Genomic DNA, 23,813 nt, shown 5'->3' with positions numbered 1-23,813 from the left:
AGCGTTCATTCGAAATGCATCGATGCGAGCGGATCTTCGTCGCGATCGGGCAGGTGCGAAGGTGCACGCGGGATGGCCGCATGCTCCGCCTTGCGACCATGCGGATGCACCGGAGCATGCTTGTGGCCCAGCGCCATGGTGAGCGTTTGGCATTCGGTTGGTTCACCGCCCCGCGCGCAGCCGATGCTTGCCGATTGTCCGGGCCAGGCCTGCGCGGGACCTGCGATGGCAAGCGACAAAATGATCCGCAAGGCGGCAATGATGTTCGTCTTCGTCATGGGACATTCCAAGTTGCTCTATGCCCAGGGATCGGTTTGAACGCGCGATATTCCGCCCCGCCGCACGATCGCGGGACGGATCACGCGAGGTTCAACGGCCGTGAGGCAGGCGTGAAGCGCCCAGCACGCCCAATGTCGGGCTTTCCTGCGTCCTCCTCTCCGCCTAATTTGAATCATCTGGGAATGAGGACGATGCCGTGAAGAAACTTGCCGCCATCGCTGCGGTCCTGGTCTGGTCGACATGCGCCGGCGCGCAGGACCGCAGCATCACCGTGGCCTCGACGACGTCGACGGAGCAGTCCGGCCTGTTCGGCTATCTGCTGCCGCTGTTCTCGAAGGCCGAGGGCGTCGAGGTGAAGGTCGTCGCGGTCGGCACGGGCCAGGCGCTGGATATCGGGCGGCGCGGCGATGCGGACGTGGTGTTCGTCCATGACAGGCCGGCCGAGGACAAGTTCATGTCCGAAGGGCAGGGCCTGAAGCGCTTCGACGTCATGTACAACGATTTCGTCATTGTCGGCCCGAAGAGCGATCCGGCCAAAATCGCCGGCGATCGGGACGTCGCAGATGCCTTGCGCAAGATCGCTGCGGCAAAGGCGCCGTTCATCTCGCGCGGCGACAAGTCAGGTACGCATGCCGCCGAGCTGCGATTGTGGAAGGACGCGGGCATTGATCCCGCGACCGGCAAGGACAGCTGGTATCGCGAGATCGGTCAGGGCATGGGGCCGGCGCTGAACATGGCGTCGTCTTCGAACGCGTATCTGTTATCCGACCGCGGCACCTGGCTGTCGTTCAAGAACCGCGGCGAGCTTGCGATCCTCACCGAGGGCGACAAGCGGCTGTTCAATCAATACGGCGTCATGCTGGTCAATCCGGACAAGCATCCGAACGTGAAGGCGAAGGACGGGCAGGCTTTCGTCGATTGGCTGGTCTCTCCGAAGGGACAGGATGCGATCGCCGGCTACAAGGTCGGCGGTGAGCAGCTATTTTTCCCCAACGCGTCCCACTAGCAGGAAGGCGACGGTCGAGACCGCGACGCTGAGCGCGAGCAGGATCAGCCCGAGCCCGAGCGCCAGCGGCAAATCGCCCTTGCTGGTCTCCAGTGCGATCGCCGTCGTCATCGTCCGGGTGAACCCGCGGATGTTGCCGCCGACGATGATGATGGCGCCGACCTCCGCGATCGCGCGCCCGAAGGCGGCAAGGAAGGCCGTCAGCAGCGAGGTCCGGCCGAGCGCGAACAACAGGCCGATGCTGCGCAGCGTCGACAGTCCGTCGATCCTTGCGAGGTCGCCATATTCGGCCCACAGCAGGCTCGCGGGCCGGTGCACCAGCGCAACCACGATCGGCGTCGCCAGCAGCGTTTGCGCGATCACCATGGCCGTCGGCGTGAACAGCAGGCCGGCGGCGCCGAACGGGCCGGAGCGCGAGAGCAAGATATAAAGCGCGAGCCCGACCACGACAGGCGGCAGCCCCAGCAGCGCGTTGGTCAGCACGATGATGACCTGCCGCCCGCGAAATCGCGTGATCGCGAGCAGGGCACCGAACGGCGCGCCGATCAGCAGTGCAATGATGCCGGCCGTGAGGCTGACGCGCACCGACAGCGCCACGATGCCGAGCAGCTCGGGATCGGCCTCGCCGATCAGCGCGAACGCGGCGACGATGGAGCGTGCGAAGTCGTTCATCCGGGCCGATGCTGACGTTCGATCACGCGCGGCTCGATCCCGGCATTGCCGATCGCCGCAAGCGTGGTGCGCGACGCGCCGCATTCGGGATTGTGGGTGATGATCGCGTCCATCGGCGGCACCTTCGGTTCTCAGGGATCATCGATCGCCTCTGGTGCCTGACGCGTCAACCCCCATCTTGGCTGTCCGGCGGGCAAAACACCTCGCCAGCCGCGCCGGCCGCCGGAGTCAAGCCCAACGTCCAAAAATATTCCACTTTACCGAAATTCGGAAATGGCGTATGTGTCTGACCATCTCACCCGGCACGAGGGACGGATCGCGAGTCGTCCGATACGTGGGTGAGTTGCGGTGGACGCGGGCTTGCGTCGGCACGCAAGGGGCGGGAGCAGGGGAGCGGAGGATTGAGCCGAAGCTCGTGAGCACCCGGCCGCGTGCGACGAACGGTGCAAGCTGCGTACGGCAAAACCGTGTGGTCCCGACTGTCGTCGCTACAGTCAAGCCTTGCGGAAGGCGGCCCTGGGCCAACCGGCCCTCGCCGCCAACTTTTCGCAGGGCGACGGAGGCCAAAGGAATTCGGCTCCGGGGAGGGCACGGCATAAGCCGTCAAACCATCCGCGCAGGGAAGGTCGGGATGTCCTGGCTGCCCTGTACGTCGCTGTGCAGCTTCTTATTTGCGCTACACACGCACAGCGAACCGCGGGTGCCAGCCGGCGCCCGGCCTTCCCTGCGCCCTCGGCATTTTCCAGGGCGATACCTGCCGCTGAACTCGGGCCGATCAGGCCGCGAGATCGCGAAATCATGCCCTTTGGGATGCGGAAAGGCGACTTTATTCTCCCCACGGATGCGCTAATGAAGAGCTTGGATGCGGTGCAGCACTTGAAGCGCCGCGGATCGGAATTCAGGTCAAACCGGGTACGCCGCAAGACGCCGGACCCGCTCAACGAGAAGGACTTCAGGCTATGATCAATACCGTTGGCATCATCGGAGCCGGGACCATGGGCAACGGCATCGCCCAGGTCAGCGCCGCGGCCGGGCTTTCGGTCGTGATGGTCGATATTTCCGATGCGGCCGTGAACCGCGGCATCTCGACCGTCGGCGGCAGCCTCGAGCGCCTGGTCAAGAAGGAGAAGATGTCGGCGGCGGATCGCGACGCCACGCTCAAGCGCATCACCGGCACGACCGACCGCGCCAGGCTCGCCGATTGCGATCTCGTCATCGAGGCTGCGACCGAGAACGAGGAGCTGAAGGTCAAGATCCTGAAGGACCTCTGCGCGACGCTGTCGCCGCGTACGCTGCTCGCGACCAACACCTCGTCGATCTCGATCACCAAGCTTGCGGCCGCGACCGATCGCCCGGATCGCTTCATCGGCATGCACTTCTTCAACCCGGTTCCGGTGATGCAGCTGCTGGAGCTCATCCGCGGCCTGCAGACCTCCGACGACACCCACGCCAAGGCGCTCGATTTCGCCCAGCGCGTCGGCAAGGTGGCGATCACGGCCAAGAACAGCCCTGGCTTCGCCGTCAACCGCATCCTGTGCCCGATGATCAACGAGGCGGTCTTCGCGCTCCAGGAAGGCATCGCCACCGCCGAGGAGATTGACGCCGGCATGAAGCTCGGCTGCAACCATCCGATCGGGCCGCTGGCGCTGGCCGATCTGGTCGGCCTCGACACCATGCTGTCGGTGATGGAGGTCTTCTATAAGGGCTTCAACGACCCCAAATACCGTCCGGCCCCCTTGCTCAAGGAAATGGTCGATGCCGGCCATCTCGGCCGCAAGACCGGGCAGGGCTTTTACAGCTACGGCGCGTGATCACGAGTTTGCGCTGCGACAAACAGGTCTCGCGCAATTGCATCTACCCTTTTTTCCTTCTCCCCTTGCGGGAGAAGGTGGCGCGACCCGTCTCGCCGCTTTGCGGCGAGCCACCCTCTCCCGCAAGGGGAGAGGGGACAACGAAGACGGACAACGAACGACATGTCGGATCGACTGAAGGCCGAGCGCGAGGCGGCGGCCACGCGGCGGAACCTCTTGACCCAGGATGCGATCGAGCGCACCGGGATCACCGAGGAGATGATCGGGGAACTCGTCACCCGCTTCTACGGGCGCGTTCGCGAGGATGCGCTGCTCGGGCCGGTGTTCGCGATCGTGCAGAATTGGGACGAGCATCTCGCCAAGCTCAAGGATTTCTGGTCGTCGGTCGTTCTGATGAGCGGCCGCTATCACGGCTCGCCGATGCGGGCGCATATGCCGCTCAGTCTGGTCGGCGATCATTTCGACCGCTGGCTCGACCTGTTCGAACAGACCGCGCGCGAGGTTTGTCCTCCAGCGGCGGCCGCACTCTTCATCGACAAGGCGCGTCGCATCGCCGACAGCTTTGAGATGGCCTCGGCCACGATTGCCGGTCGCATCGCCGCGCCGCGTCACGTGCTCAGGTCCTGAACGCACGAAGCTGCCTGCAAAACGTGCAGTTGAATCGCTTTGCGGTTGTGCCGCGTGGCTGATAACGCGCCGCACCAATTCCTGCATCATCGGTCTGATCTGCAAAATCATCATGCCGATCGCGCGGCATGACGTTGAAACGGCAAAAACGCGTTTGAATACGTGCAATCGTGTTCAATCAAAGCGAGTAAAGCCATATTGATGCACTGCGGCGCCAAGTCTTCGCCTTCATTTCGGCAGAGTTCCAGCGCCTGCTAGCATGCATGTCGCGCACATCATTCAATCTCACATCATCCTTCGACAACACTGCGGAACCCGATGCCGATGTGGGCGCGGAGCAAACGCGACGAACGTTGCTGCTCGGTGCGCTCGTCGCCACCGCCTGTCTCGGCTGTTCCGCGCCAGCGCGTGCGGGCGAAGGTCCGCCCGGTTCCGACGAGCGGCCGCAGAAAGGCGATCTGCTTGTCCTCTCCGAGGGCGACGATGAAGGTCAGCTCATCAAGCCGGACGGCCTCAAGCTGGGCGGCCCTCCGGTTCGCGCCTGGCCGAAGGATCCAAAAACCTCTGTCGTTCGCAGCGGCTCACGCCTGAACGAGATTCTTGTCGTGAAGCTCGATCCGAATGAGCTCGATGAGACCACGCGTGCGCGCGCAGCCGATGGAATCGTTGCCTATTCGGCGGTCTGCGCTCATGCCGCCTGTCCGGTTTCGGAATGGGTGAAGGCGGATCAGGGAGGCGGCATGACCGTCTTCAAGTGTCCCTGCCACAACTCCGAATATGATCCACGCCAGGGCGCACAGGTGGTGTTCGGGCCGGCGCCGCGGCGGCTTGCCGCGCTGCCGCTGGCGCTTGCTGGCGGCGCGCTCAGTGTCGCGGGTGGATTCATCGGAAAGGTAGGTGGCGCGCAGCCGGGATGATGGAGGTTGCGGGATGTGCCCGCCTCACGAGAGGCCGCATCCGCCGCGGGGCGGATTTCGGGACGAACGGCAAGAATTCAAAACAAGAATTCAATCGGATGAAAAGGGGAACGTCCATGAAAACGTACATGACCACAAAGCAATTACTGCTGTCCGGCGCCGTCGCCTTCACATGTGTCGTCTCGACCGCCGCAATCGCCGGCCCGATCGAGAATTATGCGCCCGTCACCCAGCAGCGCCTGGAGAATCCGGAGCCCGGCAATTGGATGCTCTATCGCCGTACCTATGACGGGCAAGGCTATAGCCCGCTCGACCAGATCAACACCTCCAACGTCAAGGACCTGACGCCGGTCTGGACGTTCGCTACCGGCGTGGTTGAAGGCCACGAGGCGCCGCCGATCGTCAACAACGGCGTGATGTTCGTGGCAACGCCGATGGGGCAGGTGATCGCGCTGAACGCGAAGACCGGCGATGAATATTGGCGTTACAAGCGGCAGCTCCCGGACGATCTGTTCCAGCTGCATCCGACCAGCCGCGGCGTCGGCCTGTGGGAGGACAAGCTCTATCTCGCCACCACCGACGACTATGTCGTCGCGCTCGACGCCAAGACCGGCAAGGTGGCGTGGGAGACGAAGGTCCAGGACTACAAGAAGGGCCAGTACATGACCCTGATGCCGCTGATCGTCGACGGCAAGGTCATCGTCGGTGGCTCCGGCGGCGAGCTTGGCGTGCGCGGCTATGTCGCCGCCTTCGACGCCAAGGACGGCAAGGAGCTGTGGCGGACCTACACCATTCCGGGTGAGGGCGAGCCCGGCCACGACACCTGGCAGGGCGACGACTGGAAGAACGGCGGCGGTTCAGCCTGGATGACCGGCAACTACGACAAGGACACCAAGACGATCTATTGGGGCGTCGGCAATGCTGCACCCTGGCCCGGCGACGCGCATCCCGGCGACAATCTCTACACCTCGTCCGTGCTGGCGCTCGATCCCAACACCGGCAAGATCAAGACCTATCACCAGTATCACCAGAACGATTCCTGGGACTGGGACGAGGTCGAAGCGCCGATCCTGGTCGACCTTCAGCGCGACGGCCGCACCATCAAGAGCCTTATTCATCCCGGCCGCGATGCGATCTTCTCGGTGCTCGAGCGCACCCCGACGAAGATCAACTACGTCGCCGGTTGGCCCTTCGTCTCCAACGATGTCTGGAAGGGCATCGATGCCGAGAGCGGGCGGCCGATCGTCGATCCCGCACACAAGCCGGTCATCGGCAAGCGCGTCGAGTTCTGCCCCTCGCTGTGGGGCGGCAAGGACTGGCCGTCGGCGGCCTATAGCGAGCGGACCAAGCTCGTCTATGTTCCCGCCAACGAAAACTTCTGCGGCGGTTTTACCGGCGAGAAGGTGGCACTGAAGCCCGGCGAGCTCTGGCTCGGCACCAAGCCGGAAGACATCGGCCTGAAGGCCAAGCCCGGCGCCGATCATTTCGGCGAGCTCCAGGCCTGGGATCCCGCGACCGGCAAGAAGGTGTGGCAGCACGACTTCCCGAAGTCGCAGCTGTTCGGCTCGGTCACGGCCACCGCGGGCGATCTCGTCTTCGCCGGGGGCACCAACGACCGCAACTTCCGCGCCTTCAACGCCAAGACCGGCGAGCTGTTGTGGCAGCAGAAGACCAACTCCGGCATCATGGGCATGCCGATGTCGTATGAGGTCGACGGCACGCAGTACATCGCCGTGCAGTCGGGCTGGGGCGTCGACGCGCAGCGCATCCAGGACGCGCTCGCGACCAACAATATCGGCATCGAGTCCAACGTGCCGCAAGGCGGCGTGATCTGGGTGTTCGCGCTGAAGAAGTAAGCTCCGCGGCGGATCGAAATAGGCGGAGCAGCAGGGGGGTGGCGAGTGCGGCGGACGGCAACGTCCGCCGCATTTTGCGTGCGATGGGATCGTTGCTCTCACCAAGAACTCGTCATGCCCGGGCTTGTCCCGGGCATCCACGTTTCTCAGTGCCGCGGCAAAGGTCGTGGATGGCCGGGACAAGCCCGGCCATGACGGCGTGGAGTGCGCCGAGTCTATTTCCCCTCGCGCTCCACCTTGTCCTTCTCCGCCTGATTCATCTCGCGGACCTTCGGATCAGTGCTGCTCTGCCCGGTCGTCTGCGTGGTCGAGGCGGGCGGCGCGCTTGTGTTGGGGAGCGAGCTCTGGTCCGGCGCGGTGGGGCGCGTCGCCGTGGTTGGTGGTGTGGTGTTGCTGCTCTGGGCGAAGGCGGCCGCACCGCTCAAAAGAAAGGCGCTCGACAGCAGCGAGACTGCGAGCGCCCTTGGAATGTTGGTCATCGATCTGCTCCTGTCAGATCGAAGAGAAACGGCGCGAAGCCGCTGATGTTCCCGCTACGCCTCCAATTGCTTGCCGATCGGCAACGCGCGGATGCGCTTGCCGGTTGCGGCGAAGATCGCGTTCATCAGCGCCGGTGCGAACGGCGGCACGCCGGGCTCGCCGACGCCGCTCGGCGGCGTATCCGATGCAGGTGGAACGATATGGACGTTGGTCACCAGCGGAGCCTCGTCCATCCTGATGACCTGGAAGTCGTCAAAGTTTTTCTGCTCGACCCTGCCGTCCTTGAAGGTCACCGCGCCGTATTTGGCGAGGCTCAGGCCCATGATCGCGGCACCCTCGATCTGCGAGGCGATGCGCTCGGGGTTGACATAGGTGCCGCAGTCGATCGCGGTGTCGACGCGTGGCACCGTCAGCTTGCCCTTCTCGTCGACGGCGACCTCGACGATGGTGGCGATATAGCTGACGAAGCTGCGGTGCACGGCGATGCCGAGGCCGTGCCCCTTCGGGACCTGACGGCCCCATTCGCCCTTCTCAGCGACCAGCTCGACGACCTTGCGGAGGCGCGCGGTGTCGATCGGGTAGCTGTCATAAGGCTCGCCGTAGTTCCAGAGGTCCTTGACGTTGGGCTTGACGATGCGAGGAGTACCGATCAAGGCAAGGAGCGTCTCCTTCTGGTCGCGGCCGGTCGCAGCGGCGATTTCGCCGACCATCGACTGCACCGCGAAGGCGCGCGGGATGTTCGAGACCGAGCGGAACCAGCCGATGCGGGTGAACGCCGCGGCTTCCGGGTTCTCGCAGGAGATGTTGGCGATCTCGAACGGCATGTCGACGAGCCCCATGCCGAGCTCGAACGACGCCGCATGGTTGGCACCGGCCGCGAAGGTCGAGGCGATGGTCGGCGCCACGCTGCGGTGACGCCAGGCGATCACCTTGCCGTCCTTGTCGAGGCCCGCCTCGATCCGTTCCACCGAGACCGTGTGCAGGAAGTCGTGATGGAGATCGTCCTCGCGCGTCCACTGCACCTTCACGGGTGCGCCGAGCTCCTTCGACAGAAGTGCGGCCTCGAGCGCAAAGTCGCATTTCGACTTGCGGCCGAATCCGCCGCCGAGCAGCGTGACATTGACGGTGACGTTGCCCTCGGGAATGCCGAGCGTCTTGGCGACGTCCTCGCGGGTGCCGCCCGGGCTCTGCACCGGCGCCCAGATCTCGGCCTTGTCGCCCTTGACGTCGGCGACCGCAACCGGCGGCTCCATGCTGACGTGGGCGAGGTGCGGCAGATAATATTCGCCGGTTACGACCTTGTCGGCCGACTTCAGCGCGGCGTCCGCATCGCCCTCCCGGCGCACCACGAGGCCCGGCTTGCGCGAAGCCTCCTCGAGGTCCTTGCGGTAGGCGACCGAGTCATACTTGCCGTTGGCGCCGTCATCCCAGACGAGCTTTAACGCGTCGCGGCCCTTGATCGCAGCGCCGGTGTTGCGTGCGATCACCGCCACACCGCCGAGCGGCTGGAATTTCGATGGCCACGGCCAGCCTTGAACCTTGATCACCTTCTCGACGCCCGGCACTTTCAGCGCCGCGTCCGGATCGAACGAGGTGAGCTTGCCGCCGGTGACCGGCGGACGCGCGATCACGGCGTATTTCATGCCGGGCAGGCGGACATCGGCGCCGTAACGGGCCTTGCCGGTGGTGATGTCGTGGAGATCGACGATGCTGACCTGGCCCTTGCCGAGATAGCGGAAATCCTTGGGGTCTTTCAGCTTGAGGCCTTCGATGCTGGGGACCGATTGCTTGGCGGCATCGGCTGCGAGTTCGCCGAAGCCGAGCTTGCGTCCGCTCGCGCTATGGACGACCTCGTGATTGACCGCCTTGACCTCCGTCGCCGGCACGTTCCAGCGCTTGGCCGCGGCCTGCTCCAGCATGGTGCGGGCGGAGGCGCCGATCTGGCGCATCGGGATCAGATAGTGCCGCGTGCTGCGCGAGCCGTCGGTGTCCTGGTTGCCGAACTTGACCTCGTCGCCGTGAGCCTGCTGCACCTTGACCTTGGACCAGTCCGCCTCCATCTCCTCCGCGACGATCAGCGGCAGGCTGGTGCGCACGCCTGTGCCCATTTCGGAGCGGTGGGCGAGGATGGTGACGGTGCCGTCGGGCGCGACCGCGACGAACACGCGCGGATCGACCACGACGCCATGCGGCATCTTGCCGGCGCCGGTCTCATAGGCAAAGGCCTGGCGCGACATCACGGGGGCGGCGAGCACGAAGCCGCCGGTGATGCCGAGCCCCTTCAGGATGCTGCGGCGAGAGACCTTCTCGACCTTGATGTTCTTTTCGAAGCCACGGAGCTTGCGGGGATTGTCGATGAAATTCATGTCACACTCCCGTCGATGCGAGGTGGACGGCGTTCTCGATGCGCTGATAGCAGCCGCAGCGGCAAATGTTGCCGGACATCGCCTCGCGGATCTGGTCATGCGACGGCTTGGGGTTGTCCATCAGCAGTGCGGCGGCCTGCATGATCTGGCCGGCCTGGCAGAAGCCGCATTGGGGGACATTGACCTGGCGCCAGGCCTTCTGCACGGGATGATCGCCATCCGGATGCAGCCCCTCGATCGTGGTGACTTCGCGCCCCGCCACGTCGTTGAGCGATGTGATGCAGGAGCGCACCGCCTCCTTGTCGACGATGACGGTGCAGGCGCCGCACAGGGCCTGGCCACAGCCGAACTTGGTGCCGGTCAGCCCGGCTTCGTCGCGCAGGAACCAGAGTAGCGGGAGATCCGGGTCGCCGTCCCAGCTCTGTTCCTGGCCGTTGATCTTCACCTTGATCATGATCGTCCCTCGCTCTTCATAAGCTTGCTGATTCCGACATTGCCGAGTTCAGTCGGCGCAATGTCCGTTGCGTGGTGTGATTGCATTCCGGCCCTTCGTCCCACGCGGGCAGGTCCCGGCAGGAGGCTGGAATACAAATCGGGATGTCCTGAAGTGCTCGATACCTCCCGTCTTGTTCTTGATTGATTGAACTGGTGCGGCATCGTGACGACGCGACCGTAGCAGGAAACGCGCCGGACCGGTGTTCACAGCCAAGTGTTCACAGCCAGGTGTTCTCAATTGGCCGTACTCGACGCGAACAGATTGCATCCGCCGTTTGTCGAAAGCAGGGCGTGGCAAGACGTCGCGCGACAGGCGATCGCGAAATCGAAGACGCAGTGAAAAAAGCTTCGTCCGCAAGCGGAACCGGGCGGACGAAGCAGTATTCCTCAGTCGAGGGAGGGAGAATCGCAGGACGCGCTGACTTCACGACGGAAGAGGGCGGCACTGCGCAGTCATTCAGAGACCAGGACTGAGGGAGCGAAACGCGCTCGCATACCCAAAGTGCACAAGCGGCAGAGCAGCCGCGATCATTCGAGGGTCGCACCCGTCCGTCCCGCCGGCGAGCAGCGGGCGGACGGGCAATCGTCTTGCGGCCTTGCTCAGGCAGCCCTCTCAGGCAGCCTTGGCCTTCGCGACATGAGTCGCGATCGCATCCATCAGCGCCGGCGACAGGCAGTCATAGGGCTCGAGGCCGATTTCCTTCAGCCGCGACCGGATGCCCGCCATCTGCTCCGGCTTCACGCCGGATTCGATCACCGAGGAGACGAAGGCGGCGAATTGCGGCGCCTGCGAGCCCTGTTCCTGGAACAGTTCCGGATGGATGAAATCGAGACCGTAGAACGGATGGTTCTTGTTCTCGATGCGGCCGAACATGTGGGTGCCACAGGCCTTGCAGGCATGCCGCTGGATCACGGCCGAGGCGTCGACGATCTGGAGCTTGTCGCCGTTCTCGAGCACGGTGACGTTCTGGCGCGGCACCACGGCCACGACCGAGAAGGTCGCGCCCTGCGGCTTCCAGCACTTGGTGCAGCCGCAGGCGTGGTTGTGCGCCACGTCGCCCTTGATGCCGACCTTGACCTGATGATCCTTGCATTTGCAGGCGAGCGTGCCGCCGGCAAAATGGCCGGTGCCTTGTTTGAGGCCGTTATCGATCGATGGATGGAGTGCAACAGTCATGGGTCGATCCTCCTTGGGGGTGACGCTTTCGAGCTAGAACACGACAACTGAACGGATAGATTTGCCCTCATGCATCAGGTCGAAGCCCTTGTTGATCTCTTCGAGCTTGAGCGTGTGGGTGATCATCGGGTCGATCTGGATCTTTCCGTTCATGTACCAATCGACGATCTTCGGCACGTCGGTGCGGCCGCGGGCGCCGCCGAAGGCGGTGCCGCGCCAGTTGCGGCCGGTGACGAGCTGGAACGGACGGGTGGCGATTTCCTTGCCGGCTTCGGCAACGCCGATGATGATCGAGGTGCCCCAGCCGCGATGGCAGGCCTCCAGCGCCTGGCGCATCACGGTTGTGTTGCCGGTGCAGTCGAACGTGTAGTCGGCGCCGCCGTCGGTCAGGGTGACGAGGTGGGGGACGATGTCGCCGGTGAGCTTCTTCGGGTTGACGAAGTCAGTCATGCCGAACCGGCGGCCCCATTCTTCCTTGGAGTCGTTGACGTCGACGCCGATGATCTTGTCGGCGCCGGCCATCTTGGCGCCCTGGATGACGTTGAGCCCGATACCGCCGAGGCCGAACACGACGACATTGGCACCCGGCTCGACCTTCGCGGTGTTGACGACGGCGCCAACGCCGGTGGTGACACCGCAGCCGATGTAGCAGCTCTTGTCGAAGGGAGCGTCCTCGCGAATCTTCGCCACCGCGATCTCGGGCAGTACCGTGAAGTTCGAGAAGGTCGAGCAGCCCATATAATGATAGATCGGCTTGCCCTTATAGGAGAAGCGGCTGGTGCCGTCAGGCATCACGCCCTTGCCCTGCGTGGCGCGGATCGCGGTGCAGAGATTGGTCTTCCGGCTGAGGCAGCTTTTGCACTGCCGGCATTCCGGCGTGTAGAGCGGAATGACATGATCGCCCGGCTTCACCGAGGTCACGCCTGCGCCGATCTCGCGGATGATACCTGCGCCCTCGTGGCCGAGGATCGATGGGAAGATGCCTTCGCTGTCGAAACCGTCGAGCGTGTAGGCGTCGGTATGGCAGATGCCCGTCGCCTTGATCTCGACCAGCACTTCGCCGGCCTTCGGCCCTTCCAGATCGACTTCGACGATTTCGAGCGGTTTCTTGGCTTCGAAAGCGACGGCGGCACGTGTCTTCATCGGTAACTCCTAAATTCTCGCAGGATGCCAAGACTTAAGTCTCAGCCGGGCTGCAAACGTTCACTTCTTGCCCATGCACGAGTCTTCATTCTTGGTATAGGCGTCGTTCTTGTCCTCGTGTTGACCCGGACGGGCGCGGCCCCAGGCTTCGTTGGAGCGGGCACGCAGATAGACGTACAGATCGTCCATATAGCAGGCGACGTTCGGGTTATCGCCGAAGGCCGGCATCACGTTCTCCGAGGCCGTCGAGATGTTCTTGCGACCGGAGGCGACGACGCCCAGAAAGTCGGCATAGTTCATCGTCTTGAGCGAATCCTTCAATGCGGGCGCATAGGTCGAGCCCATGCCATCCGGGCCATGACACACATGGCAGTCCGAGTGATAGCGGCGGTATCCGGAATAGGTGTACCAGTCGACGGATTGGCCGTTGATCTTGTAGGTCGGGTTACCGTCCTTATCGAGCCATTCGCCAGTTTCGTTCTGCTTGACGGCAGTCGGATCGCCCGAGCCGTCCGCGACAGCAATTCCTCCGGACGCAACGAAGATCATCGCAGCAATGACAGAGCAAATCTTACGCAAGAGCTGTTCCTCGAAGCATCAAGTGGAGACGAGCCGGCGCGTGGAGTTGATCCACGCGCCGGAGCGACATTGAACAGAGGCTAGTTGGGCAGCGAGAACACGGTCAGCGTGCCGCCGAGCGCCGTGTAGTTGCTGAGGGCCGCGTAGCCACCGACCGCGCCGAGGCCTGCGGTCGGATCAGTCAGACCCGCTGCCAGACCGATACCAGCCCAGCCGCCGACACCGGAGAGCACTGCGACATACTGCTTGCCGCCGTTCTCATAAGTGGTGACGTTGCCGATGATGCCGGAGGGAGTCTTGAACTTGTAGAGCTCCTTGCCGGTCTTGGCATCGACCGCCTTCAGGTAGCCTTCGAGCGTGCCGTAGAACACCACGCCGCCGGCGGTTGCGAGCGCACCCGACCAGACCGAGAACTGCTCCTTGTTCGACCAGACGATCTTGCCGGTCTTGCCGTCCCAGGCGATGAAGTTACCCATGTGGGTATCGCCCTGCGGCGGATACATCGAGAGCGTCGCGCCCACATAGGGCTGGCCCGCGGTGTAGCTCACCTTGAACGGCTCGTAGTCCATGCAGACGTGGTTGGTCGGGACGTAGAACAGCTGCGTATCGGGCGAGTAGGCTGCCGGCTGCTCGTCCTTGGTGCCGAGCGCGGCCGGGCAGATGCCCTTCACGTTGTGGTCTTCGCCGGCCTTGTCGGTCGAAGCTGCGTCGAGCACCTTCGGACGGCCATAGGTGGCGGAGTTCTTGTCCATGTCGACGCCGGAGGTCCAGTTGACCTTCGGATCATACTTCTCGGCGACCAGAAGCTCGCCGGTGACGCGATCGAGCGTATAACCGAGGCCGTTACGATCGAAATGCGTCAGCAGCTTGCGCGCCGCGCCGTTGATCGACTGATCGGAGAGGATCATCTCGTTGACGCCGTCATAGTCCCATTCGTCATGGGGCGTCATCTGATAGACCCACTTGGCGACACCGGTGTCGGGGTTACGGGCCCAGATCGTCATCGACCATTTGTTGTCGCCGGGGCGCTGCTTCGGATTCCAGGTCGAGGGGTTGCCCGATCCGTAGTAGATCAGGTTCAGCTCGGGATCGTAGGAGATCCAGCCCCAGGTGGCGCCGCCGCCGATCTTCCACTGATCGCCTTGCCAGGTCTTCAGGCTGGAGTCCTTACCAATCGGCTTGCCGAGTGCGGTGGTCTTGTCGTCGACCAGGATCTGGTCATCCGGCCCTTCCGAAAAGCCGCGCCAGGCCAGTTTGCCGGTCTTGATGTCGTAAGCGGTCATGTGGGCCTGAACGCCGAACTCACCGCCGGAGATGCCGATCAGCACCTTGTCCTTGACGACCATCGGCGCCGAGGTGCCGGTCTCGCCCTTGCTCGGATCGCCGTTCTTGGCGGTCCACGCAACCTGACCGGACTTGGCGTCGAGCGCGACGAGAGTCGTGTCGGCCTGATGCAGGAAGATCTTGCCGTCGCCGAAGGCGAGGCCGCGGTTGACGGTATCGCAGCACATCACCGGGATGACGTTCGGATCCTGCTTGGGCTCGTACTTCCAGACGATCTTGTTCTCGTTTGAAAGGTCAATGGCGTAGACCTTGTTCGGGAACGGCGTATGGACATACATCATGTTACCGATGATCAGCGGGCCGCCTTCGTGGCCGCGCAGCACGCCGGTCGAGAAGGTCCAGGCAACCTGGAGCTTGCCGACATTTTGTGCGTTGATCTGATTGAGCTTGGAGTAGCGGGTATTGGCATAGTCGCCGGTCGGCATCACCCAGTCTTTCGGGTTCTGCGACATCTTGTTCAGCTCGTCATTGGCCGACGCGGTCCCGACGGCGAGAGCCGCCGCGGAGCCGAGAAAGGTCGCCAGTAGCACCTTGCGCATAGTCATTCCTCCGTTGGTCTCGTTTATTGTTTCCGAAGCATTGCTCAATAGCCGGGCTTCTCGTCCGGCGTCTGCTCGTGCAGGGCGGTCACGTTGGGGACCAGAAACGATGCTGTGCTGTTTCCTCCTCCGGATGAGAGCTACGGGTCCGCGTGCAGGAGCAGCCCGTTCTTTTTGTTCCTGCTGCAATCCCTAACGACTTCGCCAGCGGGAAACTTGCCCAAGAGTGAAGGCGCTTTGCTCGACAGCGCACGGGGGCAAACATTTTGATTTTGCAGTAGCGAATTCAGCGGCTTCCGCGCGGGGCGCCGCGCTGCTCAGCGCTCAGGTTCCCCTTGACGGCGCTGCAACTAAGGCGGAGGATTAACTTGCAAGGGTGGCAATGGGACGATGGCGCTCGTTTCAAAAGACCGCTCAAATTCGAGGTAAACGTCACGCAATCATGGCCGAGGGCTCCAGCAGGCACTGGCTGCGATTCGCGTCGAATCCCCTGCAACACCAGTGGCTGGATTAATGTCCGACACAATTCACACGCTCTCGACGACGGGACTGACGCCGAAGCGACAGATCCAGAGCTGGGTCGACGGACTGACGAGCCTGTGTGGTCACTTTGACGTCGATCCGCTCGAGGCGTCTTCGCTCGAAGGGCGCATCGACTACACGACGGTCTCGCGTCTGAAGCTTTGTCAGATCGAAGTCAGCCAGCATCGGATCGCGCACACGCTGGCGCGCGCCAAGGCCAATGAACACCCGTACATCAAGATTCACTTCCAGACCTATGGCGTGTCCTACTTCGAGCAGGAAGGCCGCCACATCGAACTGAACCCGGGCGACATCATCGCCTATGACGTCTCCTGTCCGCATTTGATCGTCAGCCCCGCCTTCACGCGCCACGACGTGGTGATCGTACCCAAGGCGCTCTTGCGCGATCGCGGCTTCCCGTCACAGCGCATGCCGGCCTGCAAGCTGACGGCGAAGACGGGCACGGGGCGGATCGCCCATGATTTCGTCCATGCCACGTTCGACGAGGCGGCGAAGTTGTCGGCCAACAGCGCCGTCGGCGTTGCCGATTCGCTGATCGACCTGCTGCTGCTGCCATTGCGCGAAGCCGACACGATGTTCGATCGGGTCGGGCCGGAAGCGATGTATGTGCGCGCGCAGTTCTTCATCCGCGAGCATCTGCGCGATCCGGATCTGTGCATCGACCAGATCTCCGCCGAGCTCGGCTGCTCCAAGCGCTATCTGCACATGCTGTTCTCCGAGCGCGGCACCACGGTGAGCGATTACATCTGGCAGGCGCGCCTGCAGAACTGCCGTCAGGAGCTCGAGGCCCACGGCGGCAAGACCATCACCGACGTCGCCTTCTCCTGGGGCTTCTCCAGCTCATCGCATTTCAGCCGCGTGTTCCGGAAATATTTCGGCGTGGTGCCGTCCTCGATCCACAAGGCGCAGCAGAGCGCCATCGCTGACGAAGCCTAGGTCGCGCGATCCTCTCACGACGACGTGGCGACGTAGGGAATGCTGGCGACGACGGCGGCGACCAGCACAGCGTTGCACAGCATTCCGCCCCAGTGCAGCCGCCGCAGCTGGCGCACCGCATTCGCATCGCCCGCATCTCTGGCGCTGAGCTGGTCATCGATCTGCCGCATGAATCGCGGGCGTCCCCAGATCGCGAGGGCGGTCAGCAGGCCGACGCCGAGCGCGAACAGCGGTCGCCCGGCGAAGATGAAAGCCATTGTCCCGATGATGCCGGCCACGCTCACCATTCTGAATTGAATGTTGAACATCCCGCGCAACAGCTGCGTGACCGGCGGGATGTCGAGCTTCACCAGCAGGAATGCCGGCGATGCCAGCAGGAAATAGCCCATCGGAAAAAGCAGGATGACCAGGGCGGTCAGGGCGAGTGCATCAGGTCTCATGCGAGCGGCCTTTCTCGTTCGAGGCGGTCTTTTTGCAAGGCGGTTGCAAGATCATAGCCGCCGCATGCATTTCCGACACTAGGCTTTGGTCGGACGCGAAGGGCGCGCCACGCGCTTCCACACGATGTCCGTCAGGGCGACCGCGGCGAGGCCGAATACGCCGCCAATGATCACATTGGCGACGCGTTCCTCCGCAATGCCGCTGGCGCCGCCGGCAAAGGATGCGGCGAGGGCGATGAAGAAGCAGCGCAGGCTGAAGCCGACGATGTAACGCGAGAACGAGATCAGCGTCAGCGTGGCCGCGAGAACCGCAAGCGCGTAGCCAACGCGGCTTTGCGTCAGCGCAAGGCCGGCAAGGAAGCCCAGCGGCACGCCGACGAGTGCGCCGATGGCGCGTTGCTTCAGCTTGTCGGTGGAGGCGGTGAGATCGCCGACCACGACGCTCGCCGCCGACCACATCACCCACTGCCCCTGTGCGAGACCCAGGATCTCGACCAGTGCCGCTGCTGCGAAGACCGCCATGGCGGTGGCCGAGGCCGGCAGCAGCCACTCGCTCGCAGGTGGCCCGAACGACGTCGCCGCCTTGGCGCTCTGCCGCTGGTCGTAGATTTGAATCGCGCAGACCAGGGCCAGCGCAACCGGCGAGGAGACAATGATGATGCCCGCGTGCCGCAGCGCTTCCGACTCACTCACGCCCTCGCGAACCTCGCAGGCGAGGTAGACGGCGGGGATGAACACCCAGTTGCCCAGCGTCCGCAAATGTTCGCCGTAGCGCGTTCCCGCCACCGCGAGGAAGCCGGCCAGCGCCGTCAGCACCACGAACAGCGGTTTGACGGGAGCAGCGAGGAAGAGTGCGGCAAATGCCACGAGGATCGCAAGATAATGCCAGGCGATCACTTTTGGCGGAGAATGCAGGCGCAGTGCGGGAATGAGCAGCGATACCGCGATCAGCCCCAGATTCAGCAGTGCCGTCTCGCCGGAGATGAAATAAGCCGCAACGAACGAGCCCACAACGATCAGCGCGCGCAAGAGCTCGCGGGTCTTGATCTCGCTGGAGATGAGATCGCGCAGATTCGTCGAGGGCGGAAGGGCCGGGGCGTTCACGGGGCACCGAAGCGGGCGGATGGAATACTGCTATGATATCGGCGCGGCTGCCGTGGAGCCAGAGTGTGCCGCCGCCGCCAGCCACATCCCGTGTCATTCCGGGATGCGTGCGAAGCACGCAGGCCCGGAATCCATCGGGCCGCATGCTCCCAGGCAAGATGGATTCCGGGCTCGCTCTGCAGGCGCCCCGGAATGGGATCACCGCTGGATGATCTTCGTCCAGACGTCGCCGAGGATCGCGGGCTCGCGTGGCGGCAGATAGGTGAGGCCGGCCTGCTTGCCGAGCTCCGCGATCTTGCCCTCGGTGGCGAGATCCGTCAGCGCCCTGTTGACGGCCTCGATCAAGGCCGGATCGCTGGCAAGCCCGACATAGCCGCGATTGGCACCGATCGGATAGTAATAGCCCGAGGCGGTGATGGCCGTGTCGGGATGTGCGGCGCGATGGGCGTCGAAGCGGGCGAGGTCGAGCAGGGTCGCGTCATAATCGCCGCGATTGAGTGCGCCGAGGAGATCGTCGCGGCCGGGGACCAGATGGGTGATGTTGTCGATCAGCCGCCCCTTGTCGAACGTCATCAGAATGGCGTCGCCGAGCGAGCCGCTTTCGATCGCGAGGCGAAGGCCGGCGAGATCGCCGATGCCGTTGATTTTGCGATCACGCGCCTTCGGGCCAAGGACGACCGTCATCGGCGAATAGACGTAAGGCCTGCTTGGCGCGAGCACGCCGAGCGTGACACGGCGGCGCCGGTCGTCACGCGTGGCGCCGGCAAAATCCGGCAGGCGCGCTGTCGGCACGCCCGGCTTGACCAGCGAATCCGTTGTCAGCGCGTAGCCGCCGACCAGCGAGCAGCGCCCGTCGGAGAGCAGCGCATTGGCCTCGAGCTGCGGGCTGGAATCCTCGTCCAGCTTGCTCTCGAACCATTGGATTTTGAGCGGACGCCCCATCCGGTCCGCGAGCGCCTGTGCCAGCAGCACGTCGAAGCCGGAATCCGGTTTGCCTTTGTGGTGCACCGAAAGCGGCGGGCGGTCCTCATCGAGACAGATGCCGAGGGGATCGGCTGCCCAGGCCGCCGTTGCCGGAGCCGCGAGCATCATGGCGAGACCGAGCGCTGCGAGCCGGTCTCTCATGGCTTCCTCCGGCTCGAGATGAAAGCCCAGAGGCTGCCGATCTCGTCGTCGCTCAGGATGTCGCCCCAGGGCGGCATCTTGTTGTTCTTGCCGTTCTTCACCGTGGTGACGAACCGCGTCATGTCATCGGGGAAGACGCGCAGGTCCGGCGTGATGGTGCCGGAATTCATCAGATTGGGGCCGTGGCAGTGCGAGCACTTTTCGGCATAGGTCGACTTGCCGTGGTCGATCTGCGCCTGCAGCGGATTGCCGTTCGAATCGTCCGCGGCACGGACGGTCGCCGCAAGCGCGACCGTCAGCACCGCGACGGTGGCGAGGATCGCCACCGTCTTGTGAGATGTGTCTCTCAACGTGTCTTGCAACGTCTCTTGCCGCTACTGCTTCACCGCAAAGACCCACAGCGAGCCGCCGGGCGGCACTTTCGCCAGCCGTTCGTCGCCGGAGAACAGCGAGTAGACGCCGCCATAGCCGCTCGTCACAGCGACATATTGCACGCCATCCTGCTGCCAGGTCACCGGCTGGCCCTCGATGCCGGAGCCGGTCTGGAACTGCCAGAGCTTCTTGCCGGAATCTGCGTCGAAGGCCTCGAACTCGCCGGTCAGCGCACCCGTGAACACGACACCGCCCGCGGTCGACAGCACGCCGGAGAAGCGCGGGATATCGCTGGCTGCTTCCCACTTCGCCTTGCCGGTCATCGGGTCGATCGCCTTCAGATGGCCGCGTGCGCCGTCACCCCATTCCCAGGGATCGGTCAGGTCCATGCCGAGATACCATTCACCCTGCTTGAAGGTGGCCGGCTCCGACTTGTACTTGCCGCCGAAGGCGAGCGTGTTGGCGTAGGCAAGGCCGGTCTGCGGGTTGAACGACATCGGCTCCCAGTTCTTGCCGCCGAGGATCGACGGATAGACGGTGACCTTCTTGCCGTCGCGCGCATCCTTGACGACGTCGGTCTCGATCGGGCGCCCGGTCTTCAGATCGACGCCGGAGGCCCAATTCACCTTCACGTAAGGATTGGCGGCCAGCACCTTTCCGTTGGTGCGGTCGAGCACGTAGAAGAAGCCGTTACGGTTGGCATCCATCAGCACCTTGGTCGGCTTGCCCTCGACGTTCATGTCGGCGAGGACCATCTCGGCCACCGAATCATAGTCGAACGGATTGTTCGGCGAGAACTGGTAGTGCCACTTGATCTTGCCGGTCTTGGGATCCATCGCCAGCACGGAGCAGGTGTAGAGATTGTCGCCGGGGCGCACGGCCGCGTTGAACGGGCCGGGATTGCCGATGCCCCAATAGACCGTGTTCAGCTCGGGGTCATAGGAACCGGTGATCCAGGTCGAGCCGCCGCCGAGCTTCCAGGTGTCGCCCTTCCAGGTGTCGCCGCCGGGCTCGTCCGGGGAGGGGACCGAATGGGTGCGCCAGAGATGCTTGCCCGTCGCCGGATCCCAGCCGTCGAGGAAGCCGCGGGTGCCGAACTCGGCGCCGGAGATGCCGGTGATGACGACGCCGTCAGCGACCAGAGGCGCCACCGTCATCGAATAGCCTTCCTTGATGTCGGCCGCCTTCTGCCGCCACAGCTCCTTGCCGTCCTTGATGTCGATCGCGATCACGTTGGCATCGAGCGTGGTGCGGAACAGCTTGCCGTCAAACAGCGCGCCGCCGCGATTGATGATGCCGCAGCAGACGATTCGCGGTGTCTCGGCCGGATATTCGATCTTGGATTTCCAGATCTGCTTGCCGGTCTTGGCGTCGACCGCCATGGTCGCATTGTGCGAGGTCACGTAGATCACGCCCTGGTAGACCAGCGGCTGCGATTCCTCGCTGCGATCGTCGTTGAAGGAGTAGTTCCAGACCGGGACGAGGTTCTTGACGGTGTCCTTGTTGATCTGGTTCAGCGTCGAGAAGCGCTGGAGATTGTAGCCCATCCCGTAATTGAGAACGTTCGACGTATCGGTTGCGCCCTTGACCAGCTGATCGGTCGTTTGTGCGCTCGCAACCGAGCATGCGGATATGACGAGGCTCGCGGCCATCGCAAGGCGTTTCATCCGTTCCTCCCAATATGCGCGTCTTTTGACGCTGCGATTGCAACACTCCGCCCGAAAGCAAAACCCGTCAATACGAAAGTCGAAAGCGCGCTGCCGATATGTTGGACGCCAGATGCCAAACCTTTCGCGGTAATCCCCGAGGTTTTTTATTCGTCTTGCGCGAATGCGCTGCATCAATTTCCACAGTGCGAAGATTGATGCAGCGCGAGAGTTTGTCCGCGGCCCGGTTCAGTCGTGCGGGAGCGGCGACATTCAACTTGAACCGGGGCCGGCTTGAGGACTTATGCTGTCGTCACCCCGCGCGAATCGGGGCTTACGGTTCAGGGAGGTCACGATGATATCGCGTCGCTCGATTGCGTTTGCGTTCATGCTCGCCGTGTTATCCGGTCCGGCCTGGTCAGCCTCCGGCGGCGCCGTCAAAATGTTCGACACCGACAATGACGGCACCCTCGATCTCGCCGAGGTGAAGAAGGCGGCCGCGGCGCTGTTCGCAAAGCTCGATCCCGACCATGACGGGACGCTCGATGTGCGCGAACTGCGCGGACGGTTAACGGCAAAAGAACTCGCCGCTGCCGATCCCGATCACGACGGCACACTGACGCTCGACGAATATCTTGCCGTGGTGGAGCAGCGTTTCAACGCTGCGAATCCCGACAAGGACGGCACGCTCGACGCCAAGGAGTTGAACTCGCGCGCCGGTCGCGCCTTGCTGCGATTGTTGCGCTGAGGTCGTCAGCGCTTGACTGGGAGCGAAAACGGCTTGTCCGAGAGCGAAATTTGCGCGTGTTATTCGAGACTCCGCCGTGGCTGCGGTTCGATTCCAGACTTGCATGGCGCCGGACGCAGCCCTAGGTTTTGCCGGCGCGATGTCGCGCTCAATACCTGGGGAGACCCCGAATGGCCTGGAAAGCTCCGAAGATCGTGGAAGTGCCGGTCGGCATGGAAATCAACATGTACGCCTGCGCTGCGCGCAAGTAAGACTGACGACCTATCGCGGCTTCGATGGCGGATGCCGTCGAAGCCGTGGTAGTGTCCGGAATGCGCTTGGGGGCCGCCACATTCCGGACTGCAATAGCGTGCATCGTCGCGCTCGCGCCAGTGAGCGTGAATGCGGAAGAGGGGTTCGATACCGAGCACATCTTCGGCTTCATGATCGGCAGCGACGTCGGCAATCATGGCGAGCGCGAATTCCAGACCGAGACGACCGGACGCTTCGGCAAGGGTAGCGGTACCTACCGCGCGCTCAGCCACCAGGTCGAGATAGAAGTCGTCCCGGTGCCGAATTTTCGCGTCGAGGTCGGCGGCGTGGCGACGATGCATGACATCTCCGGCGTCCCCGACATCGATGACCGCCGTCAGCTCAATTTCCAGGGCCTCTCGCTCGATCTCCGCTATCGTCTGCTCGACCGCGACAACGCGCCGTTCGGGATGACGGTCGCCGCCGAAATTCATGGCAATCGCATCGACGAGATCAGTGGCGCGAAGGGGCGAATGTACGGCAGCGACTTCACGCTCGCCTTTGACCGCGAGCTGGTCCCGAATTTCGTCATCGGTGCGCTCAATCTGATCTATCAGCCGGAATGGGCACGCTTCGAGGTGAGTGGGCTGTCCGAGAAGAGCTCAATCATCGGCGCAGCCTTCGCCGGCATGGTACGCGTGCGGCCGGATTTTCTGCTCGGTGGCGAAATGCGCTACTTCCGTCAATATGAGGGCATCGGCCTTGGCGAATTCTCCGGGCAAGCCCTGTTCGTCGGACCGACCGCCTATTTCCAGCTCACCGAGAAGTCGCGGCTCACCTTGAGCTGGAGCATGCAGGCCTGGGGCCGTCCGGCAGGGTCGAGCGCCAATCTCGACCTCGTCAATTTCGAGCGCCATCAGGCGCGACTGGTGTTCGGCGTTAACTTCTAGCCAAGCGGTTCCCTCACGCGCGTTTGAAACTTCCAGCTCCTCGGGGCGTATCCCTTTGTGCTAATCTCAACGCTCCCGTGCGAGGATGCCGGCATGAATCCGATCGACCTGGTGGTCACTGTGTGTGCGCTGCTCTCGCCTGCGACCTGCGAGGAGCAGCATCTGGTGTTCAATTTCGGCGGCTCGCCGGCGCAATGCTCCATGGCTGCGCCGCCCTATATCGCGCAATGGATCGGCGATCACCCGAAATGGCAGGCGGTGCGCTGGCGCTGCGAATATCCGCACCCCAACGACAAGGCGTGACGCTTAGCCGAACGGGGAGCAATCTAACCCCTCATCCTTGTAAGTCACGACACGCTGGATCGGCTAGATTGGCCGATATGGTGACGGACGGGAGACCGCTTCATCCTAGGGCTTTGAAGCCCGC

Annotated in this window: 24 protein-coding genes and 1 pseudogene; 10 read left to right on the top strand and 15 right to left on the bottom strand. The window is 63.5% G+C overall.

Annotated elements, in window-relative coordinates:
• Positions 1-5 precede the first annotated feature (5 nt).
• On the bottom strand, positions 6-278 hold the full coding sequence (locus tag M2427_RS21290; protein WP_280708582.1) for a hypothetical protein: 273 nt from the start codon (positions 276-278) through the stop codon (positions 6-8).
• A gap of 197 nt (positions 279-475) precedes the next feature.
• Between M2427_RS21290 and M2427_RS21285 the strand changes: the two genes are divergently transcribed.
• Positions 476-1,285, top strand: a complete 810-nt coding sequence (locus M2427_RS21285; RefSeq protein ID WP_280708580.1) for an extracellular solute-binding protein — start codon at positions 476-478, stop codon at positions 1,283-1,285.
• Here the strand turns inward: M2427_RS21285 and M2427_RS21280 are convergent.
• Both M2427_RS21280 and M2427_RS21275 read right to left on the bottom strand, forming a co-directional pair.
• On the bottom strand, positions 1,259-1,957 hold the full coding sequence (locus M2427_RS21280) for an ABC transporter permease (protein WP_280708579.1): 699 nt from the start codon (positions 1,955-1,957) through the stop codon (positions 1,259-1,261). The genes M2427_RS21285 and M2427_RS21280 overlap by 27 nt on opposite strands.
• 17 nt (positions 1,958-1,974) lie before the next feature.
• Positions 1,975-2,070, bottom strand: a pseudogene (locus M2427_RS21275) (arsenate reductase); the annotation flags it as partial.
• 846 nt (positions 2,071-2,916) lie between these two features.
• Between M2427_RS21275 and M2427_RS21270 the strand changes: the two are divergent.
• The 4 genes from M2427_RS21270 (at position 2,917) to M2427_RS21255 (ending at position 7,168) form a co-directional block, all read left to right on the top strand.
• The gene (locus M2427_RS21270; RefSeq protein WP_280708578.1) at positions 2,917-3,768 is read left to right on the top strand and encodes a 3-hydroxybutyryl-CoA dehydrogenase; all 852 of its coding nucleotides are present in this window, start codon (positions 2,917-2,919) and stop codon (positions 3,766-3,768) included.
• Positions 3,769-3,930: 162 nt separating this feature from the next.
• Positions 3,931-4,395, top strand: a complete 465-nt coding sequence (locus M2427_RS21265) for a group III truncated hemoglobin (RefSeq protein ID WP_280708577.1) — start codon at positions 3,931-3,933, stop codon at positions 4,393-4,395.
• 263 nt (positions 4,396-4,658) lie between these two features.
• The gene (locus tag M2427_RS21260) at positions 4,659-5,312 is read left to right on the top strand and encodes a Rieske 2Fe-2S domain-containing protein (RefSeq protein WP_280708575.1); all 654 of its coding nucleotides are present in this window, start codon (positions 4,659-4,661) and stop codon (positions 5,310-5,312) included.
• A gap of 128 nt (positions 5,313-5,440) precedes the next feature.
• Entirely contained in the window at positions 5,441-7,168 is a 1,728-nt protein-coding gene (locus M2427_RS21255; protein WP_280708838.1) for a methanol/ethanol family PQQ-dependent dehydrogenase, read from the top strand.
• A gap of 215 nt (positions 7,169-7,383) precedes the next feature.
• On the opposite strand, the gene M2427_RS21250 is transcribed toward M2427_RS21255, so the two are convergent.
• The 7 genes from M2427_RS21250 to xoxF5 form a co-directional block, all read right to left on the bottom strand.
• Positions 7,384-7,647 (bottom strand): hypothetical protein, encoded by a 264-nt coding sequence (locus M2427_RS21250; RefSeq protein ID WP_280708574.1) that lies wholly within the window; start codon positions 7,645-7,647, stop codon positions 7,384-7,386.
• A 54-nt stretch (positions 7,648-7,701) separates the two neighbouring features.
• Positions 7,702-10,014, bottom strand: a complete 2,313-nt coding sequence (locus M2427_RS21245; protein ID WP_280708573.1) for a molybdopterin cofactor-binding domain-containing protein — start codon at positions 10,012-10,014, stop codon at positions 7,702-7,704.
• Between the two features lies 1 nt (position 10,015).
• Positions 10,016-10,468 carry a 2Fe-2S iron-sulfur cluster-binding protein gene (locus M2427_RS21240; protein WP_280708572.1) on the bottom strand — a complete coding sequence of 151 codons (453 nt, stop codon included), beginning with the start codon at positions 10,466-10,468 and terminating at the stop codon, positions 10,016-10,018.
• Positions 10,469-11,122: 654 nt separating this feature from the next.
• A complete protein-coding gene (gene gfa / locus M2427_RS21235) occupies positions 11,123-11,686 on the bottom strand; it encodes an S-(hydroxymethyl)glutathione synthase (protein WP_280708571.1) in 564 nt (187 codons plus the stop codon).
• Between the two features lie 33 nt (positions 11,687-11,719).
• The gene (locus M2427_RS21230; RefSeq protein ID WP_280708569.1) at positions 11,720-12,829 is read right to left on the bottom strand and encodes an S-(hydroxymethyl)glutathione dehydrogenase/class III alcohol dehydrogenase; all 1,110 of its coding nucleotides are present in this window, start codon (positions 12,827-12,829) and stop codon (positions 11,720-11,722) included.
• Between the two features lie 60 nt (positions 12,830-12,889).
• A complete protein-coding gene (locus M2427_RS21225) occupies positions 12,890-13,378 on the bottom strand; it encodes a c-type cytochrome, methanol metabolism-related (protein ID WP_280708837.1) in 489 nt (162 codons plus the stop codon).
• Positions 13,379-13,488: 110 nt separating this feature from the next.
• Positions 13,489-15,291 carry a lanthanide-dependent methanol dehydrogenase XoxF5 gene (gene xoxF5, locus M2427_RS21220; RefSeq protein WP_280708568.1) on the bottom strand — a complete coding sequence of 601 codons (1,803 nt, stop codon included), beginning with the start codon at positions 15,289-15,291 and terminating at the stop codon, positions 13,489-13,491.
• A gap of 513 nt (positions 15,292-15,804) precedes the next feature.
• On the opposite strand from xoxF5, the gene M2427_RS21215 reads away from it, so the two are divergent.
• Positions 15,805-16,770, top strand: a complete 966-nt coding sequence (locus M2427_RS21215; RefSeq protein ID WP_280708567.1) for a helix-turn-helix domain-containing protein — start codon at positions 15,805-15,807, stop codon at positions 16,768-16,770.
• Between the two features lie 14 nt (positions 16,771-16,784).
• Here the strand turns inward: M2427_RS21215 and M2427_RS21210 are convergent, their stop codons facing one another.
• The 5 genes from M2427_RS21210 to M2427_RS21190 form a co-directional block, all read right to left on the bottom strand.
• Positions 16,785-17,210 (bottom strand): hypothetical protein, encoded by a 426-nt coding sequence (locus M2427_RS21210; RefSeq protein ID WP_280708566.1) that lies wholly within the window; start codon positions 17,208-17,210, stop codon positions 16,785-16,787.
• A 78-nt stretch (positions 17,211-17,288) separates the two neighbouring features.
• Positions 17,289-18,314, bottom strand: a complete 1,026-nt coding sequence (locus M2427_RS21205; RefSeq protein ID WP_280708565.1) for an FUSC family protein — start codon at positions 18,312-18,314, stop codon at positions 17,289-17,291.
• 198 nt (positions 18,315-18,512) lie between these two features.
• On the bottom strand, positions 18,513-19,439 hold the full coding sequence (locus M2427_RS21200; protein ID WP_280708564.1) for a transporter substrate-binding domain-containing protein: 927 nt from the start codon (positions 19,437-19,439) through the stop codon (positions 18,513-18,515).
• The gene (locus M2427_RS21195; RefSeq protein WP_280708563.1) at positions 19,436-19,789 is read right to left on the bottom strand and encodes a cytochrome c; all 354 of its coding nucleotides are present in this window, start codon (positions 19,787-19,789) and stop codon (positions 19,436-19,438) included. Before M2427_RS21195 ends, M2427_RS21200 begins: the two co-directional genes overlap by 4 nt.
• A 24-nt stretch (positions 19,790-19,813) precedes the next feature.
• Positions 19,814-21,478: a methanol/ethanol family PQQ-dependent dehydrogenase gene (locus M2427_RS21190; protein ID WP_280708562.1), complete on the bottom strand. Its 1,665-nt coding sequence runs from the start codon at positions 21,476-21,478 to the stop codon at positions 19,814-19,816.
• A gap of 334 nt (positions 21,479-21,812) precedes the next feature.
• Between M2427_RS21190 and M2427_RS21185 the strand changes: the two genes are divergently transcribed.
• From M2427_RS21185 to M2427_RS21170, 4 genes are all read left to right on the top strand, one after another.
• A complete protein-coding gene (locus M2427_RS21185) occupies positions 21,813-22,205 on the top strand; it encodes a calcium-binding protein (protein ID WP_280708561.1) in 393 nt (130 codons plus the stop codon).
• 170 nt (positions 22,206-22,375) lie between these two features.
• Positions 22,376-22,456, top strand: coding sequence for a pyrroloquinoline quinone precursor peptide PqqA (gene pqqA / locus M2427_RS21180; protein WP_012029362.1), 81 nt, complete (start codon positions 22,376-22,378; stop codon positions 22,454-22,456).
• A gap of 24 nt (positions 22,457-22,480) precedes the next feature.
• Positions 22,481-23,386: a hypothetical protein gene (locus M2427_RS21175; RefSeq protein ID WP_280708560.1), complete on the top strand. Its 906-nt coding sequence runs from the start codon at positions 22,481-22,483 to the stop codon at positions 23,384-23,386.
• Between the two features lie 93 nt (positions 23,387-23,479).
• Complete coding sequence (locus M2427_RS21170) at positions 23,480-23,689, top strand: hypothetical protein (RefSeq protein WP_280708559.1); 210 nt, start codon at positions 23,480-23,482, stop codon at positions 23,687-23,689.
• Positions 23,690-23,813 lie beyond the last annotated feature (124 nt).

It is taken from the genome of Bradyrhizobium sp. BR13661 (genome assembly GCF_029892425.1).
Lineage (GTDB): Bacteria > Pseudomonadota > Alphaproteobacteria > Rhizobiales > Xanthobacteraceae > Bradyrhizobium.
This window is presented reverse-complemented; position numbering and strand designations above follow the sequence as displayed.

Coding starts and splice junctions, on each gene's coding strand:
- M2427_RS21290 (WP_280708582.1), bottom strand. CDS start 278: ATGACGAAGACGAACATCATTGCCGCCTTGCGGATCATTTTGTCGCTT.
- M2427_RS21280 (WP_280708579.1), bottom strand. CDS start 1,957: ATGAACGACTTCGCACGCTCCATCGTCGCCGCGTTCGCGCTGATCGGC.
- M2427_RS21270 (WP_280708578.1), top strand. CDS start 2,917: ATGATCAATACCGTTGGCATCATCGGAGCCGGGACCATGGGCAACGGC.
- M2427_RS21265 (WP_280708577.1), top strand. CDS start 3,931: ATGTCGGATCGACTGAAGGCCGAGCGCGAGGCGGCGGCCACGCGGCGG.
- M2427_RS21260 (WP_280708575.1), top strand. CDS start 4,659: ATGTCGCGCACATCATTCAATCTCACATCATCCTTCGACAACACTGCG.
- M2427_RS21255 (WP_280708838.1), top strand. CDS start 5,441: ATGACCACAAAGCAATTACTGCTGTCCGGCGCCGTCGCCTTCACATGT.
- M2427_RS21250 (WP_280708574.1), bottom strand. CDS start 7,647: ATGACCAACATTCCAAGGGCGCTCGCAGTCTCGCTGCTGTCGAGCGCC.
- M2427_RS21245 (WP_280708573.1), bottom strand. CDS start 10,014: ATGAATTTCATCGACAATCCCCGCAAGCTCCGTGGCTTCGAAAAGAAC.
- M2427_RS21240 (WP_280708572.1), bottom strand. CDS start 10,468: ATGATCAAGGTGAAGATCAACGGCCAGGAACAGAGCTGGGACGGCGAC.
- gfa (WP_280708571.1), bottom strand. CDS start 11,686: ATGACTGTTGCACTCCATCCATCGATCGATAACGGCCTCAAACAAGGC.
- M2427_RS21230 (WP_280708569.1), bottom strand. CDS start 12,829: ATGAAGACACGTGCCGCCGTCGCTTTCGAAGCCAAGAAACCGCTCGAA.
- M2427_RS21225 (WP_280708837.1), bottom strand. CDS start 13,378: ATGATCTTCGTTGCGTCCGGAGGAATTGCTGTCGCGGACGGCTCGGGC.
- xoxF5 (WP_280708568.1), bottom strand. CDS start 15,291: ATGCGCAAGGTGCTACTGGCGACCTTTCTCGGCTCCGCGGCGGCTCTC.
- M2427_RS21215 (WP_280708567.1), top strand. CDS start 15,805: ATGTCCGACACAATTCACACGCTCTCGACGACGGGACTGACGCCGAAG.
- M2427_RS21210 (WP_280708566.1), bottom strand. CDS start 17,210: ATGAGACCTGATGCACTCGCCCTGACCGCCCTGGTCATCCTGCTTTTT.
- M2427_RS21200 (WP_280708564.1), bottom strand. CDS start 19,439: ATGAGAGACCGGCTCGCAGCGCTCGGTCTCGCCATGATGCTCGCGGCT.
- M2427_RS21190 (WP_280708562.1), bottom strand. CDS start 21,478: ATGAAACGCCTTGCGATGGCCGCGAGCCTCGTCATATCCGCATGCTCG.
- M2427_RS21185 (WP_280708561.1), top strand. CDS start 21,813: ATGATATCGCGTCGCTCGATTGCGTTTGCGTTCATGCTCGCCGTGTTA.
- pqqA (WP_012029362.1), top strand. CDS start 22,376: ATGGCCTGGAAAGCTCCGAAGATCGTGGAAGTGCCGGTCGGCATGGAA.
- M2427_RS21175 (WP_280708560.1), top strand. CDS start 22,481: ATGGCGGATGCCGTCGAAGCCGTGGTAGTGTCCGGAATGCGCTTGGGG.
- M2427_RS21170 (WP_280708559.1), top strand. CDS start 23,480: ATGAATCCGATCGACCTGGTGGTCACTGTGTGTGCGCTGCTCTCGCCT.